The following is an 18,953-nucleotide window of genomic DNA, read 5'->3' as shown; positions in this document are numbered from 1 at the left end:
GAAATGCCGCATCTATCATGCTCGGATGCAAAACATAATGATCTTGGGTATGTGAAACGACAGACGGCATCGTCAATTTAGCTAGAGCTTCGTTTGCCCCGACATATATAGTATCAATCGCTCTGTGGCCGTCACCGTACTCAATTCCCATTTCCGCATAAGCGTCATAGCATACACCAGGCGGCAGAATGCGTCTACTGCAGCTTGCTTTCACCTTTTCAATATTCAGTTTAGGAGCTTCTTCAGTCTGGCAAAGCACAACGCTTCCTTGGCCGTATATCACCGGTTCCTCCCCCGCGCTGTCACTCTCCCTGCAGATTTCGAACAAAATATCACCATTGTCTTCCGGATAAAGGTGAACGTATATGTCTGATTGCAGATCTGTGACAGCAACAGGGCGAATCCAAACGATATCCTGAAGACGAATATCTGCATGCATCTGGTTCGCAGCCGCCTTTTCTGCAGCTGCCCGAACCATTTCTAACAAGGCTGCACCGGGTAAAATGTGCTGACCTTTAATGACATGATCCTTTAAGAAAAATTCACGCCCTGTGAACTCTGAACGAAAACGCACGCCCGACATGTCAGACACATTTTCGTGCAGGAGAGGATGAATGGCATGGCCTAGGGTCAAATTCTGTTTTGGCAAGTCAATCTCTGTCTCTTTCTCCGGCACCCAATACCGCACTTTTGCGAAAGGGTATGTCGGCAAGCTGATCCGCTTAGGTTTGTTTCCCCCGTATAAGAGCTTCCAATCAACCGCAGATCCGCCGGCCCATTTTTCAGCGATCAGGTTTAGATTTTCTTGTTCCAGCCATTTATGTACTGTTTCTCCGGAAAGTGATATATCACCGATTTCTTTTGTCATTCGGCCCTTCCAGCAATGCTCAATGGTTTCCTGTCCTTTTAGATATGCTTCTAATTGACCTCTCAATTCTTGAATCCCGCCTGCTAAAAAAGCAACCCGCTCTTCCATCGGTTCACGGCCAATCTGCAATGTATAAGCCACATCTCTGATTTCAATACCCTCATGAAGAAAATCGAGAAGACGTTCCGCATACACATGAAGACGTTCTTGATTCCGGGCAGAAAGCGGAATAATCACCGGTGTGGTGTCAGGTACAGACACGGTCTGCTCCGCTGCTTCAGGAATGTATTCTTCTAAAATCATATGGGCATTAGACCCCGTTGCACCGAACGAACTGATGCTTGCCCGGCGCGGATAGATGATTCCCTCACCATTCTCATTGATAACAGGCTGCTTCCAAGTTTCGGTTTTATGCTGCACATAAAATGGCGACTTTTCAAAGTCTACGTACGGGTTCAGCTCTTCTGAATGCAAAGAAGGCACGAGGGTTTGATGGTGAAGCTGAAGGGCGACTTTGCTTAAACCGCTGATACCTGCGGCGGATTCCGCATGCCCGATATTTGACTTGACAGAACCGATTGAACAGAACTGACGATCCTCTGTATATTGGCGGAACGCTTTTACCAGACCCTGTAATTCGATCGGATCTCCTAAAGATGTACCGGTTCCGTGCGCTTCCACATAACTGACAGTCCGCGGGTCAATCCCTGTTTTCTCCAAGCATGTCTCAATCAGATCAGCTTGTGAAACAGGACTTGGCACAGAAATCCCGCTTACAGTTCCTACATGGTTGACTGCACTTCCTTTAATTACTGCATAAATACGATCTCCATCTTTCTCGGCTTGGCGTAAAGGCTTTAATAAGACTGCACCAATTCCTTCTGCCGGCACATAGCCGTCCCCATCCTTGCCAAACGTGCGGCAGTGCCCGTCAGTGGAAAACATATCCCAAACACCGTACGTCATATACTTATTCGGATGCAGAGAAAGGTTAACACCGCCGGCTAATGCGACCTCGCACTCTCCGTGGCGAAGGCTTTCCAACGCCAGATGTACGGCAGTTAAAGATGAGGAACATACCGTATCAACCGCCATACTCGGACCGTGGAAATTGCAAAAATAGGACACTCTGTTGGCAATTTGCGCATAGTTGAGAGAGAGAGGGAACACATTTTCCTTCGATGCTGCTTCAGCACCGACTAATGTATAATCCTTGTGCATGACGCCGGCAAAAACGCCTACATGCTGTCTTTTGTTTCGTCCTCTAGGTGTGGCCAACGTCTTCGGCGTGTAGCCAGCATCCTCAATCGTTTCCCAGCATGTTTCTAAAAACAGCCTCTCCTGAGGATCCATTGTCTCCGCTTCTCTAGGCGTGATTCTGAAAAATTGGGGATCAAAGCAATCAGGATCATCAATAAATCCGCCCCACTTAGAAATGCTTTTTCCTGAAGGGGAGGTGATTCCTTCAAAGCGCCGCCAATCCCAGCGCGACTCGGGAATCTCGCTAATGCAATCCATCCCCTCTTTCAGATTGTTCCAAAAGTCATGAATATTGTTTGCCTTCGGGTACCGGCCCGCCATGCCGATAATCGCAATGTCTCCCTCCGCTGCCTTCAGAGATGCAGTCCGGGCAGAATCCTCATGTACACGTCTCTTCCGGCTCTCAGCAGTACCGCGATCGATTGCGCGAAAAGCGGCACGCTTTTGTTCATTTTGATCAATACAATGAGAGGAGGAAAAATGCTCACCGTACTCCTGGGCAAGAAACGCTGACAGCTCCGCAATCGTGGTATGCTCAAACAGGAGGGTCGGTGAAAGGTTCTCACCAATTTTGTCACTGATGGTTTCTACCACTTCAAGCAAACCGGAAGAATTCAGGCCCATTTGATAATAGCCGACCTGCTTTTCAATCTGTTCGACCGGCTTATTGATTTTGTCTGCGATTAATTGGCTGACGAATTGTTCAGCAGCCTCGTATGTCCCCGTACTCTCGGCTGACGATGACACCTCTTTGATTCCTTCTGCAGCCTTTGAAAGTTCGGCTGGATCTTTTCTCGCCTCCTGGCTTTGAGGCAAATCCTTGCGGCCTCCATGAATAAGCTCTGCTTCACGCACTAATTTACTTGTGAAGTTTTTCAGTTCAGCCACCTTTTCTCCCGAAGCATTAAAAAATTCAAGCGTTACATAAATAAGCTCTTTTTCCTGACGGACAGATGAACGCTTAATTCTTGTCATGCAATGCGTCTGCAAAAGGGCTGAAGCAGAAAAAGATTCATAGAACAGAGGCAAAAACAGCCTCTGTTCCCCTTTAAGCAAAGATGTAAGCAAATTGTTGGCTCCCACTCCGCTCCCATCGATGAGAGCCGGATGAAACATAAAGCCTTCTGCATGAAGCATAGCTTCGGAGCCAAGAGAAAGATCAAGGAGCACACCGTCTTCCTCTTCATAAATATGTCCATTCGCTTTCATATATCCGCTATGCACAAGTTCCTGGCGTCTGCACTGTTCATACACATCATCGAGCTGTACAATCGTGTCCGGAGTTGCTTTGAGGTGATTGATCTCCAGTGTTTCTTCAAACACTGCCGGCACGTCGGTGTGCATATCAGCCTTCATAAAGAGCTTTTCATCTGACGCTTCTTTATCACGGCGTTTTTCGAAGCCTTTAACTGATATTTGCCAATGCCCTTCATTTTTCTCCGTGCAATCGATATTGAGCATAATTACCGAATCCTGTCTAGCAGTCAACGGCTGGTAAATGGATAAGTTCCGCAGCTGAAGCTCTGAGAAGGAATAGCCGTGTTCTCTGAATATCTGGTAAATCATATCAATATAAGCCAAACCCGGAAGAACATGTTGTCCGTAAACCACATGGTGATAAATAAACGGATTTTTTAACGATAGAGTGAGTTGCTTCGTTATATTTTTCACGTTAGACCTCCACTTCATAAGAATCCCATATGTTTGCTGTGTCCATTTTTAAGGTCTCCTCTTCCGGCTTTGACGCGCCAGCCGAAAACACCCGTTTCTTTAATTCAGGAGGCGATATTGGACTACGCTTAATCACACGTTTTTTATCTTCATCCCACGCCTCTAAAATGACATGGGCGTTTGTCCCCCCATCGGCAAAGCAGTTAATGGCCGCAGCAGGCAGCGGTTCTGTCCATTTTTCCAGCGATCGGCTGAACGTGAGATTCGCTTTCTGCTTATCGAAATGTGACATCTCTTTATCACCTGATAAAAATGGAACAACACTGCGCTCTTTCATCATCAGAACAACCTTGATAAAACTTGCGATTCCTTCAGCACAAAGCGGATGTCCGATATTCGGCTTGATTGATCCGAGCGAAAGGGGATTTGCGTTCCCTGAACGGTACACGGATTGAATCGCTTTAAGCTCAAGCAAATCGGTTACCATTGAACCTGATCCGTTTGCTTCAAGATAGCTGATATCCTCTGGCTGTTTTCCGCTTTTGGCAAGCGCAGCCTTCATGACTTCCTTTTGCGCCTCCAAATTAGGTGTTGCAGGCCCTGCGGTTCTTCCGTCATTATTGACCGAGGCCGCTTTGACCACAGCATAAATGGTATCTCCGTCTTGTATGGCCTGTTTTACCGTTTTTAACAGGACCATTCCGACACCCTCACCTAAAACAACGCCATCAGCACGCTCATCAAACACATGGAAGGATGAACGCTTACTTAAAATGCCGCGCTGTTCAAACAGCCGGTGAGAGGCGTCTGAACCAAGCAAGCTGACACCGCCCACTACAGCAGCTTTCATATCCCCGCTGTGTAAGGCCTGAATAGCCATGTTCATACCGACTAAAGCTGATGAACATGCTGTATCTAACACAACACTCGGGCCGCGGACATCAAAAAATTGTGAAATATTTGCCGCTACATAATTCTGGCCGACTGTCACGATAGGATTCTTCGCATGAAGAAGACTCTCTTCATCAGGCTTGTGCTGGCTTCTGCCTCCAAGATAGACACCGATGGATTCACCCTTTATTTCATCTGGTGTATATCCGGCGTGATACCAAAGTTTCAAACATTCTTCCAATACCAATAACGCTTGCGGGTCCATCGCCTTTACATCCTCTTCATGGAGCAGGAAGAAATCAGGATCGAAATGGCTGATGTGATCAATGACTCCGGCATAATACGGTGACTGATAACCCCAGCGCTCTGCCGGAACCAGTCCGATTGACGAGCGTCCCTCAGATAATAACGCCCAATATGATTCCAGTGTATCCGCCCCCGGAAAGCGGCAAGATAATCCGACAACGGCGATATCCTCTGCATGAGAACTCGGTGACGAGGACACCGGCACCTGTCTTCGGCTGACAGAAGCAGTATCCTCCGCAGGATGAGGTGTGACTGTCTCAGTTCTATTTGCCGAAGACGCTTCCGCATTTTCCGCTATCTTGTCTCCAAACAAAGCAGTCAAGGATTCGGCATAAGATCCTACAAGCCAATCAGCAAAGCGCTGAATTGTTGGATATTCATAAAGAATAGATGGATCGAGCGCTGCGTCTAACTTTCGATTAATACGCTGGAGCAGCTGTGCCAAGATGATAGAATCTACACCATAATCCTGAAATAAATCATCAATTTCCAGGTGTTCACGTTCGATTCTCAGCTCTTCAGAAAACAAAACAACAAGCCATGTCCGTGTTTCATCTAAAAGCAGCTCATGTTTAGCCGGCTCTGCGTTTTTCCCGATTTTTTCAGGTTGTGATACAAGCAAAGCTTCTTCTTTCAATCCAGATTCTTGCCGGATCCGCCGCTCCATCAGCCGGTCTGGCTTCCAATTTTCCTGATTCGTGATAGCAGGGAGGACAACCGGCTGCAAGGTCCCAGATAAGATTTGATCCAGAAAACGCAAGCCCTCTGAATTCGTAATGCTCAGCAAGCCGCTTTCTCGATATGCTTGATTTGTCACTTCCCCCATACCGGTTTCTTTCCAATTCGGCCACTGAATGCTGAAGATTGGCGCATTTTCCTTATGTGCTTCTGCAAAATAATCCATATAGCTGTTAGCCATGGCATAATCAGCTTGTCCAGCCGAAAGTGCCGGAATAATGGCAGAAACAGAAGAAAATAATACAAAAAACTGTAGTGGCTCACGACTTACATAGCGATAAAGGGTTGTAAGCCCAGACACCTTCGGCTCCAGTACCTGCTGTATATCATCAGCTGTTTTACGGATAAACGCCAAGGTATCCATGTCCGTTATTCCTGCACAATGAATGACTCCGCCAATTGACCCCATTGTTTGATTGATTTCATGTAAGGCTTGCTGTACTTGTGTCTCATCAGACAAAGAGAGTGACAGCATTTGAACTTGTATGCCTTGTGCCTCCAGCTCCCGTACCGCTTGAATTTTCTCCGCCGCAGAGGTATTTAATGTCTCAGCATGAGCCCAGTCCTCTCGCGGAGGAAGCTGCTCACGTCCTGTCAAAACCAGCTTTTTCACTCCATAGTGTTCCGCAAAATGCCGGGCGCTTAATAGTCCGATTCCTCTTGTCCCGCCTGTAATGAGAAGCACATGTTCTTCCGGGAAGGTCTGTCGCTCTTCGATTCCTTTCCAGGTTACCGGATGCGCTTTTAAGTAAGCCTGGTACCGCAAGCCCTCTCTGTAGCAAACCTCCGTCTCCTCAGTATCGGAATAAAACTCCTCAGCGATCTGCTTCGCGAGAATATGAGGATGAACAGAGTCTTCCGCATCCATATGCCTTGATCTCAAATGGCTGTATTCGCTTTGAAGCATACGATACAAGCCAGCACGGGAGGCTCCTGTCATCTGCACGGAAGGGTTTTGGAATGATTCCAGCCCTTTCGTCACACAAAGCAGCATGATTCCCTCTTTATGCCCGTCTTCAACCAGCCTTTGAATCCAGCTAATCCAATGTAGCTGTTCTTCCTCGTGTCCGCCGCAACCGATTAAATCCACAAGGCCGTCAAACTGTTTCCAATCATTACTTAACTGTTCATTGTCAATCCGGCTCACATTTAATATAAGATGTTTCGGGAAATGCTTTGATACTTCAGCTGCCAAGTCAGCCGTCTCTTCATTGCTGAGAATCGCAACAGCCCTTGTCCCCGGCGTTTTTGTGGCAATCGGACTTACGCTCCATTGTTTTGTCAAAACACATGAGGTCCGCTTTTCACTATGATCAACGAACTCTATGTTGTCCGGTTCTGAAAGACGTTCCTCTGCCGGAAGCCAATAGTAATCCTTCGCAAACGGGTATGAAGGAAGGCTCATCAGACGCGGTTTGGCTGCCTCACCATATAGTTTAGCCCAATTGACCGCGACACCTTTGACCCATAAATCCGCAAGCTTGGCGTATTTCCTTTTTCTGATCCAAGCCTCAATAGCCATTGCCAAGTCCTCATCAGCAGAAAAAATGGCTAACGCTTCTTTGTTTCGATTCGCCTGTCCGCGGAAGAGCCCTTCAGTCCCTTCCTTGCTGTCAACATACGCTTGCAGTTTTTCTTCAAGCTCCTGCATTGTGCCCGCAATACAAGCCATACGTTCATCCATTTCTTCCCGCCCGACTTGAAGCGTGTAGGCGATACGGTGCAGATCTTGATCTGTATACTTTTTGTCACGAATGGCACCCAGCAATTGTGCAGCCCGATCCATTAGCCTTTGTTTATTTTTAGCCGACAGCACAATAATGTTCGGATGTTCAGTAAGCGCATGTCGGGAACCTGCTTTTGGAATGTATTCTTCAATCACAATATGGGCGTTTACTCCGCCAATCCCAAAAGAACTTATTCCTGCCCGGCGCGGGATTTCGTTTCCGTTCCGGTCTTTGACAGCTTTCCATTCCTCTTTTTCTTGGACAATGTAAAATGGACTGTCAGTAAGCTGCAAGTAAGGATTGAGCGTATCGCAATGCAGGCTTTTGGCCAAGGTTTTATGCTTCATCTGCAGCAGTACCTTAATCAGGCCTGAAATACCCGCTGCCAGCTCCAAATGGCCGATATTGCTTTTAACTGAGCCGATCCCGCATCGATGATCCGGAACTTCCGGCTGAGTGTGCTCATCCCTATTAGACAGTTCTTTAAACGCGGCTTTCAGCCCGTTTATTTCTATCGGATCTCCCAATTCAGTCCCCGTTCCGTGTGCTTCGATATATGTGACTGTACTCGGATCTATGCCCGCCCGGCGATATGCACGCACCAGCAAATCAGCTTGCGCTTTCGGATTAGGAGATGTCAGAGTATTGGCTCTTCCTCCGTGATTTTCTGCCGTACCCCGAATGACGCCGTAAATATGATTCCCATCGCGCTCAGCATCTGCCAGCTTTTTCAGCATGATCATTCCGACACCTTCTCCTCTGACATAACCATTCGCATCAGCAGAGAATGTTTTACATCTACCGTCTTTGCTCAGCATGCCAGCTTTGCTGTAGCTAATGTGCGCCTCCTCGGTTAATATCGTGTTCACGCCTCCTGCGATTGCCATCTCACAGTCGCCGCTTTGCATTGCAGTTACAGCACGGTGAATCGCAACTAGCGAGCTTGAACAAGCCGTTTCTACCGGTTCACTTGGACCATGGGTATTTAAGAAATAACTCATTCTATTCGGACCGACCGAAGGAATCATATGGCCTGTTGCGGCATGTCCTTCAATCGGGAGATTTTCTTTATTAAATAAATCTTTATATCCTGTATTTCCTGTGCCGATAAAGATGCCTGTCCCTGTACCTGAAAGGCTCTGCGGCGAGCATCCGGCATCTTCTATCACCTTCCATGCATATTCCATTAACAGCCTCTGTTGAGGATCTACATAATGGGCTTCACGGGGTGATATCCCAAAAAACAACGGATCAAATTCTGCTACACCATCAATAAATCCGCCCCATTTGATGTCAGTCTTATTGGCTTCTGAGTCAGGATTTCCAAAATGCTCCCGCCAATCCCAACGGTCTTTCGGGACTTCCGTGATACTGTCTTTGCCTTCCTCAAGATTTCTCCAGAATTCATCTATGTCATTGGCTCCAGGGAATCGGCCGCTGATGCCGACAATGGCGATCGGCTCATAATCGGCAGTCTGATTTGTGTTTCTTTCCTCTTTTGGCATAACAGTCTGTTTATAGCGCTGTTTTCTCCTCTTTGTCATGCTTGGAGCCGCAGGAGCTGTTTCTTCATCTTTTTCAGGAACCGATGATATTACGTTCTCCTCAGCAAAAGCCTCCTTGTATTCATCTATCAGATAGTCAGCCAAACTTTGAATCCTTCCATATTCAAAGAAAATGGTCGGCGTCAATTCCAATTGATATGCTTCGTTAATCTGATTCGTAAATACAGTGAATGAAACTGAATCAAAGCCATACTCACTCAGCTCTGTATTGATATCGATATCATCAACGTTCACTTTTAAAATGACGCTGACCATGTGACTCAATGAAGCTTGCAGGCTGTCTGCAGCAGGTAAAGAGTTGGATGGTTCATCAGTTCCGCTGACAGATGCATCTTGATGCAGCCAGTCATCCTGATACTCAGACATTACATATTCAGCCAGGCTTCGTATGCTTCCATATTCGAAGAAAATGGTCGGCGCTAACTCCAATCGGTACACTTCATTAATCCGGTTTGTAAATACAGTAAACGTAACCGAATCGAATCCGTACTCGCTGAGTTCTGTATTGATATCAATATCTTCAGTGTTTACTTTTAAAATCTCTCCGACCATCTGGATGAAAGACTGTTCCAATTTACGGGTTTGGCTGTTATGTTTATCTGCGCTTTTATGATCCGTCCGTTTGATTTTAGACCCGGAAGAGAGCAATTTTTGCTTCATTTTCGCAACCTGACCTTCCATCACGAATACTTGCGGCTTTTCTGAAGCGATTCCTTGATAAAGGGCTTTAATGCCGTGATCACTTTGCATCGGGACCATTCCTGCGTTTTTCAACATACTCTTTTCAATTTCAGCATCAACTTGCATACCGCCCTCTTTCCATAACGGCCAGTTGAAGGAAATGGTTGTGCCGTTCCGCTTCTTAGACACGGCAAGCGCGTTTCTGTACACGGCAAATGCATCCATAAATGTATTGGCTGCTGCATAGTCTGCTTGTCCAGTGTTTCCTAAACATCCGGACACAGAAGAAAACAAGATGAAAAAGTCCAACTGCCAATCTTTGCTGCATTCATCTAGATAAAACAAACCGTTCACTTTTGGCTGTAACACTTCTTGAAACTCTTTATTTGTTTTGTGCACAATGAAGTGATCTTTTATGATGCCTGCACCGTGAAGAATTCCATTGAGATGGCCGTACGTCTCTTTGATTTCATCCATGAGCCATGAGACCGCCTTTTGATCTCCAACATCAGCCTGTTTATAGATAACCTCTGCACCCAACTTTCGGAGAGCCTCAAGCTCCTGCTCCTTATGCTCATTTAAGACTGAGCGTCCCGTAAGAATGATGGCCGGATGAACGGCTCGATTGGCAATTTCTTTTGCAAACAAAAGACCTAAGCTCCCCGCTCCACCTGTGATAAGGTAAACGCCATTATCCTTCCATGGCATATGAAGCTCAGCAGCTGCCGGACGCGCTATTTCACTCCAGCCTTTGACAAAGCGGTCACCAGCTTCATATTTGATCTGTTTGTCATCAGGCCTCTGACTGTCGTCTATCAGCTTTTGATGAAGGCCAATGATCTCTTCCGGATTCTCGACCTCAATGACCTGAGCTGTAAGTTTGCTGTATTCCAATTCTGCTGTTTTGAGTAATCCGGACATTCCCGCAAACAATTGCTTCTCGCCTTTCCCCGGCACAATCACTTGAATGATCAGATTAGCTTTAGAGCGAATCTTCTTTTGTATGAGTTCAAAAACCTGCTGTGTATAGCTTTGAAAACGTTCAGCGATATTCCCCTCAGTTTCATTCAGAGTAATGACATGCACATTCTGCATGCGGGATGCAATGCCGTCGCTGACCTTTCGTTCGGTTTCACAGAAGACAACGAGATGCTCTCCGTAAGATGTCACCTCTTTAGCGATCACCTCATCCTGCTTATTCCAAATCGGCTCGAGCATTAACCGCTCATGTGTAACTGCAGGTTTTGGCGAATGAACTTCTCCTTCCAACACTCTTGTTGAAAATCCCTTCATCCTTACGCATACGTCCCCAGTCTCGTCAAACAAATCGATATCCGCTTTCTGCACCATATCTCCGCCGTGATCACCGTCACTTAACCGGGCATATGCCCACATCGCAGACGTACATCCTTTGATCACTTCAAGTTCTTCAAGCGCAAACGGCAAAATCAATTTTTGCTCAGTAAATTCCTGCATGATACAGATTGTGGCAGCCTGAACAGCGGAGTCCATCATACTTGGATGCAGCACAAAACGTTCCTGTGTGTCAGAAACAGATGCTGGCAGCTGCAATCGTGCCAAAACCTCTCTGTTTCCGATATTCACTTTCTGAATTCCTTGGAATGCCGGACCATGAAACATTCCTCTGCTTCTGCCTTCCTCGTAAAATTGGTGAGGCGAAAGCTCCTTCCGGCTGCAGCGGCGCTGTAATTCACCAAGATCCCAAGCCGGCTTTTCTGCTGCAGTTATCAGTTCCGCACTGCCTTGACTGTGTATGGCTGAGTCTGACCCTTCTCCGGTACTGTAAATGTCATATGTGATTTTCCCATCCTCTTCTGGAAAGAGACTGATATGCACATGAACCGGCTGACTCTCAACCACTACAGGCTGAACCCAAACGGCGTGATTCAATTTGATTCTGACATCCTGTTCGTTCGTGCTGCCTGTCGCCTTGTTTACAGCCATTTGCGCCATTTCAAGGTAGGCAACCCCAGGGAGCACCGGCTTCCCTCTCACCACATGATCTGTCAGAAAGAATTCCTCACCTGTAAAAACTGAACTGAATCTCTGCTCAGAAAAGTCTGACGTATTTTGATGAAGCAGCGGATGCAGTGCACTGACGCCTGCCTGTTTAGCGGACATTCTTCCCGAAAGCTTGTGATCATCCTGTGATGCCCAGTATCGTTCCTTTGCAAAAGGATATGTCGGCAAACTCATTCTGTTTGGACGCACATCTTTGTAAAGCTGTAGCCAATCAATATGCGCTCCTTTACTCCATATCTCCGCCAGCTTGTTCACTTTTCCTTTTGCGATCCACTTCCCAATCAGTTCCGCGCTGTCTTCATCCTCTGTCAGCCATGAAACATCCTTGGCTTGCTGCTTCTCTCCTTGATAACAGCCTTCTATTGGTGAATTTCCATTGATAAAATCAGCCAGCCTTTGTTTTAACTCATCCACATGATCAGCGATAAAGGCAACCCGATATTCCATTGCTTCTCGCCCGACCTGAAGGGTATAAGCAAAATCAGCCAGACGGCCGCTTTCAAGCCCTCTTCTTTCCAAATGAACAAAAATGCCATGTACATACTCATGCAGCCGCTCTTTATTTTTTGCCGATATCGGAATGATGCAGGCCCCTGTTTGTTTCTGATCAGCAGAAACTGTTTTGTATTGCTCGAAAATCGCATGAGTGTTTGTCCCGCCAAGCCCGAACGAACTAAGTGCAGCCCTGTGCGTTTTTATTTCATTACTCAATGCTTTCTTTTGATCGACGACGTAAAAAGGAGAATTAGCTAAGTCTGTATTTAGATTCGGATCCTTATAATTGATGCTAGGAGCAAGCTCATTATGGTAAAGGCTCATCACCACCTTAATGCAGCCTGCCAGCCCGGCGGCCGTATCAGCATGTCCGATATTGGATTTGACCGATCCGATTCCGCAAAATTGTTTTTTATTTGTATACTGCCTGTAAACTGCCGTCAACGCTGACAGCTCGATTGGATCTCCAAGCTTCGTACCTGTACCGTGCGCTTCCACATAGCTGATGGATTCAGGCTGAATATTCGTTTGATTCATGACCTTTTGAATCACGTCCGCCTGTCCTTTTACACTTGGAGCATAAAAGCCGACTTTGTCAGCTCCATCGTTATTTACACCTATGCCTCTTAACAACGCATAGATGTGGTCACCGTCTTTTACGGCATCCGCCGCTTTTTTCAGCAATACAACGGCAACGCCCTCACCGCCAATCATTCCGTCGGCAGAGGCATCAAATGCCTTAATATGCCCATCGCTTGAAAAATTCAAACCTGACTGATGCACATATCCGATATTTGACTCAGTGTGCAATGTCGCTCCGCCGACCAAAGCATAATTAGATTCACCAGACATCAGGCTTTGATAGGCGGAATGCAATCCGATTAAAGAAGAGGAACAATTGGCATGAACGAAATAGCTAGGCCCTTTCAATCCGAGCTTATGAGAAATCATCGTCGGAATGGTTCCGCTCTGTGCAAGCACCCACGATACATAACCGTCCGGCGTTTCAAGGCTCTCCGTTGTTTCTTTTGGCAAGAGCGCGCGATATGAATTATTGCTTGCCGACATATAAACACTCGTTTCCGGAATCTGTTTGGACACGTAACCGGCATCTTCTATCGCTTTCCAGGAGTGAGTCATGAGCATCCGCAGCTGCGGATCCATAAATTCAGCATCTTTAGGTGATATTTGAAAGAAGCTAGGGTCAAACTCGTCCTTCCCTTCAATCGAGGATTTAGCCGGGACATACCGTGAGCTCTCAGTCAGTTCCTCTGAAACACCAAAACTCCGAAGCTCTTCTGTACTGAAAAATTTAATACTTTCCTTGCCGTCTCTAAGGTTCTCCCAAAACTCAGCATGGTTTTTCGCACCTGGAAATTCACACGATATCCCAATAATCGCTACACTGTCCTCATAATAATCCGGAAGATCACCAGTAACATTTTGAATGTGAATAGGCTGATCTGACTTTTCCGCTGATGCTAAAGTCAAAGAGAAACCAGTATCCGCCATTTGCTGTTCAGTGATATATTTACTGATGCCTTTGATCGTTGAGTATTCAAACAAGTCTGTGACAGTAAACTCACAGGATAGTTCATGCTTGATGCGTTCGGCCGCCGTAACAGCGAGAAGCGAATCGCCTCCCACATCGAAAAATCCGTCTTCCTGCTCAATGTCATAAACGTTCAGTACATCTTGCCAAATAGATAAAATAGTTTCTTGTATTTTCATAGAAGCAATATTCCCTTGCCTTGGCTGCTTCGCTGTCACTTTTTGTTTCTTCAGAGTGTTTCTGTCTATCTTGCCGTTCGGTGTTAACGGCATATGGTCAAGCTGGGTAAAATAAGAAGGCACCATATAGGCTGGTAAACTGTTTTTTAAATAATTCCGCAGCTCCCTTGATGATAGAGATAAATTTGCATCTTTCACTGTATAATAGGCAGCGAGCTTCTCGTCTCCGTCCTGTTCAGCTGCCAGAATGACGCTTTCCTGAATAGCCGGATGTTCATTAAGCCGGCTTTCAATATCGCCAAGCTCAATGCGGAATCCGCGTATTTTCACCTGGTTGTCGATGCGGCCAATATATTCAATCCTGCCTCCCGGAAGCCAGCGTGCCTTGTCACCTGTTCTATAAAGCTTTGACCCAGGCTCAAAAGGGCTGTCTATAAATCTTTCATCCGTCAATTCACCCTGTTTGTAATAGCCCTTTGCCACTCCGTCTCCCGCAATGCAAAGCTCTCCCGGGACACCAGCCGGGACAGGCGTAAGCTGCGAATCGGTAATATAAATCCGGGTATTTGCGATAGGCCGGCCTATCGTGATGTGAGAGCTTTCTTCATTCACACGCTGGACCGCAGACCAGACTGTTGTTTCCGTAGGTCCGAACATATTCCAGGCTTCGCTGTCCGTATTGAGAAAATGCCGCTTTAGTTTTTCAGGTAAGGCTTCGCCTCCGCATAGAATCTTGACTCCCTCTTCATTTTTCCAGCCTGAATAAAAGAGCATTTTCCATGTCGCAGGGGTTGCTTGCATGATTGTCGGTCTCAAATCTTGTATGTCGCGCTTCAGTTTTTCAACGTCTTTTGTATGTTCAGTTTGGCAAATATGGCACTGCGCCCCCTTTATCAAAGGCAGATATAGCTCTAAAGCAGCTATATCAAAACAGTAGGTTGTCACAGCAAGCAGGCGATCCGCTGATGAAAGACCGGGCGTCTCACCCATGGAAACGAGAAAGTTTGTCAACGCTTTATGCGGAATCATGACACCTTTTGGCTTCCCTGTGCTGCCGGACGTATAAATGACATAAGCCAAGTTTTCCGGCTTGACGGTGCGCGAAAGAACACGTCGATCAAAAGAGGCTTGAGCGATATCATCCCAGTCCTGATCTAACAAAACTGTCTGAACCCCATTCCAGCTTAAAGTATTGGCCAATTCGGAAGTAGTCAGTGTAATGGAGACTTCACTGTCCTTCAGCATGTATTCCAATCGCTCAGCCGGATAAGACGGGTCTAACGGCACATATGCTCCTCCTGCCTTGAGAATCGCCAATAAACCCACAATCATTTCCAGCGATCGATCCACATAGATACCTGCCAAGCGATCCGGCCCCGCTCCATGCGCCTGCAAATATATGGCCAGCTGTGTGCTTTTTTCATCAAGCTCCCGATACGTCAATGTTTTACCTTTATAGCTGACAGCCGCCCGATTAGGCGTCTTTTTCGCCTGCTGCTCAAATAACTCATGAAAACACGCATGTGGATAATTCTTGTCAGTAGCGTTCCACGTTCTGAGAATCATTTGTTCCTCTTCGTCAGTTAATAAGGAATACTCTTTTAAAGTCTGAGAAGGACTCCCCACAGCCTGTTCTGTTAAATAAACAAAATGATCGAACATAGCGGAAATAGCAGCGGTATCAAACAGCCCAGTATTGTATTTGATGTTCAGCTCCATTTTTTCTTCTTCTTCCCATAGCTCAAACACCAATTCGTATTCACCCTCTTGATGAATACTCTCAACGAAATCAATAGAAAAGGAATCCTTATATTTACTCAACAGACTTTGATAACTTCCAGTTTGAAGAAAATTCTGATAGAAAAAAGCTGTCTGAAAAACAGGTGAACCTGCTTGCTGGCGAGAAATATTCAAATCCCGCACCATTTTTGGAAAAGGATAAGCCGCATGATCCAGTCCATCGAGGATTGTGAATTGCAATCTCGAAACGAACTCAGAAAAAGTTTCTGCCGCTTTCAGTTCACCCCGGATAGGCAGCATATTGAGAAAATGCCCAATAGAAGAATCAAATCGCTCTTCAGGTCTCACCATCGCAGGCATGCCGACGATCAGTTCTTTCTGATCGCAATAACGGCCTAACAGCATCATATAGCAGCTCAGCAATACCGTTGAAACATTTGTAGAATGCTCTTTGGCAAACGATCTGACACGCTCCATTAAACTGCTGGGCAGCCGCCGAGCGTATGTGTCTTCCTTAAACTCTGAAACGGACGTACTGGTGCTTACAGCCGGCAGCTGAAGATTCGGCAATGTGCCCGATAGCTGTTTCCGCCAATACGAACGATGTTTCTCGCCGTCTTCACCGGCAAGCATGTTCTGTTCCCAAGCGGCAAAATCATGATAAACGGCCGGTGAAACAGACTCTTTCGGCTCCTGTCCTTCTAATAGAAGCTTATAGCTGTCAAAAAGGCTGCGAATAAACGTCAGGGAAGAAATCCCATCAAAAATAATATGGTGAATAACCACAAGCAAAAAGTGCTCTTCTTCTGATCTGGAAAAAACACGGACGCGCATTAACGGGCTGTTTTCCTTTACATACGGTTCTTTTACTTGTTTTCTAAGATAAGCAGTTGTGTCAGACTCTTTCATACCCGAAATGTCTTCTGTTTTGATATCAAGAGATAGCGCCGGCTCATTTTTGAGGCAAGGCACTCCGTCTTTTTCTTGAATCACATGCTTTAATATCGGATGCTGTTTCTGCACACGTTGAAAAGCTTGCTTTAAAGTTTCAAGGTGAAGCGCTGACGTAAATCGAAAACAGAGAGGTACGTGATACGCGCTATTTTCAGGTGACATTTTTTGCAATGTCCACAAACCTTTTTGAACTTCAGAAAGAGGTTGAAAGGCTGCTTGCTTTTTTTCCGCCTCTACCGATTGGGGTGCGTCAATGCTATCTTTGTCACCAGACAGGCTGCTCCGCAAATCTTCTTTTTCAGACAGATAGTTGGCCAGTGATTCGATTGCAGGATACTTATATAACTCTCTGGCTGTGAGTCTGATGCGGTATTTTTTCTCGACCGCCCGAATAAGCTTCATCATCTTAATAGAGTCAATACCAAGGCTTTGGATATTGGTGTTGGGCTCAATCCAATTGCGGGAAACATGAAGCTCATCAGTAAAACAGCTGAGCAGATATTCCTGTATATCTTCTCTTATTCTTTTGGCATCATCTGCTTCTTGTGTCTCTCCCTCACCGTTTATACGGTTGGGTTTGTGAAGCAAGTGGTCGAACTCCCCATTTTCAAATGCCGTTTTCAGCTGTGTGCGCTGAATCTTTCCTATAGCTGTTTTCGGAATCTCTTCTTTATGCACCGGAAGCAAAAATTCGGGAGTCACACCGATTGTCTGCGTGACATGATACTGTATGTTTCTAAGAAGCTGAACGATTTCATCATCATTCATCTGGGCGGAAGTAACAAAGAAGATAGCCAACTGATCCGTTGTATTGTTATTCACACGGACAGCACAAGCGGCAGTATAAGAAGTTTCGATTTCCGCTAATTCTTCAACCGCGGATTCAATCGCATGGCTGTAGTAATTGACACCATTAATAATAATCGCATCTTTCGTACGGCCCGTAATGGTTAGACGCCCATTGCGCAAAAAACCAAGATCGCCAGTTTCAAACCAGCCATCCTCCGTAAACACACTCTCATTCAAATCCGGGCGCCGATAATATCCGCTGGTAACAGAGAGGCCAGAGACTTGAAAACGGCCGATCTCGCCTTCCTCAACCAATTCATTATGGTCATCCACAATCCTCATGGAGAATCCAGGAATCGGGGAGCCTATTTCCACAAAACCATCATCATCGCTTGTTGCGGCACGGGTAAACTCACGAGAGAAAATCACGCCGGATGAAGTTTCAGACATGCCCCATGCAGGGCGAATCGCGTCACCAGGCAATCCGTGAGGTTCTAAAAGCTCTAGCATTCTGCGCCCGACTTTAGCGACCATCGCTTCACCGCCATTGAGCATATAGCGCATGGATGACAGGTCCCAGTTTCGATTTTTCATTTCATCAGAAAAATCAGTGACAAGTCCGAAAGCAAAATTCGGCGCCCACGTAACAGAAGCACGGTAATGATCAATCCAATCAAGCCATTTTAGAGGTTCCATCAAAATCGTTTCACTTGCGACGTTGATTTCTTGGCAGCCAAGATAGACATCCCGCAAATGAAGCATCCCAATGCCTCCGACATGATCAAACGGCATCCAGTTAAACGTGATATCCTCTCTTGTAAAACCTTGCATTTGAATAATGCCTTTCACCATGCTTAAAATATTTTTGTGATTGAGCATGACTGCTTTGGGAGTGCCCGTACTCCCTGAAGTCAGCAGCAGAAGCGCCAAATCTTCAGGGTGAGCTTGATGCCAGTCGGTTTCCATCTCATCACGGTAAAGATCCTCGACAGCCAAGGCGCGAAAACCTTCAAGTTCTTGCTCTTTTGCCCAATCAATCATTTCCTGAAGCAATTCCCGACTCGTAATCACCGGCGGCCTGTCAAGAAGTGTCCATGCGTCTTTCAGCTTTTGAGTCCCGCTGTTCGACTCTGTGTACGTTGGAGCAACAGCTAAAGGAGCCGGAACAATTCCAGTTGAAACACAGCCCCAGAAAGCAGGGATAAATTGTGAATTGTCACCAAGCTGCAAGATCACATTATCCTTTGCTCTCAGGCCAGATTGACGGAGCCCCTTCACAATACGCAGCGCATCATTCCATAAACGGCCGTAAGATTGATGAATCTCAGTTCCATCCGGCTGCAGATAAATGATCCCCTTTGTTTCTCCAAGCTCCGCTGCAGTTTTGTATAAAACCTCGGGTATTGTAGCCGATTGATCTTCGGATATATGTAATGGCTCCCCATAGCTGACAGAGGGATTAGATAATCCGCGGGTATTCACATCATTTCTCAT

2 protein-coding genes (1 of these 2 cut by a window edge) are annotated in these 18,953 nt (G+C 46.2%); both read right to left on the bottom strand.

Translation table 11 applies throughout. The features are described 5' to 3' along the window. Positions 1–3,817, bottom strand: the start of a protein-coding gene (locus NYE43_RS09275) for a type I polyketide synthase (RefSeq protein ID WP_341061660.1). Its footprint begins 9,917 nt before the window's first position; only the first 3,817 of its 13,734 coding nucleotides appear in the window; it begins with the start codon at positions 3,815–3,817; the stop codon falls past the left edge of the window. Next, complete coding sequence (locus NYE43_RS09270; protein ID WP_341061659.1) at positions 3,801–18,953, bottom strand: amino acid adenylation domain-containing protein; 15,153 nt, start codon at positions 18,951–18,953, stop codon at positions 3,801–3,803. Before NYE43_RS09270 ends, NYE43_RS09275 begins: the two co-directional genes overlap by 17 nt.

The sequence above is a fragment of the Bacillus sp. FSL R5-0434 genome, from assembly GCF_038004745.1.
GTDB classification, from domain to species: domain Bacteria; phylum Bacillota; class Bacilli; order Bacillales; family Bacillaceae; genus Bacillus; species Bacillus halotolerans.
The sequence above is the reverse complement of the archived record's forward strand: the minus strand, read 5'-3'. Positions and strand labels throughout refer to the sequence as shown.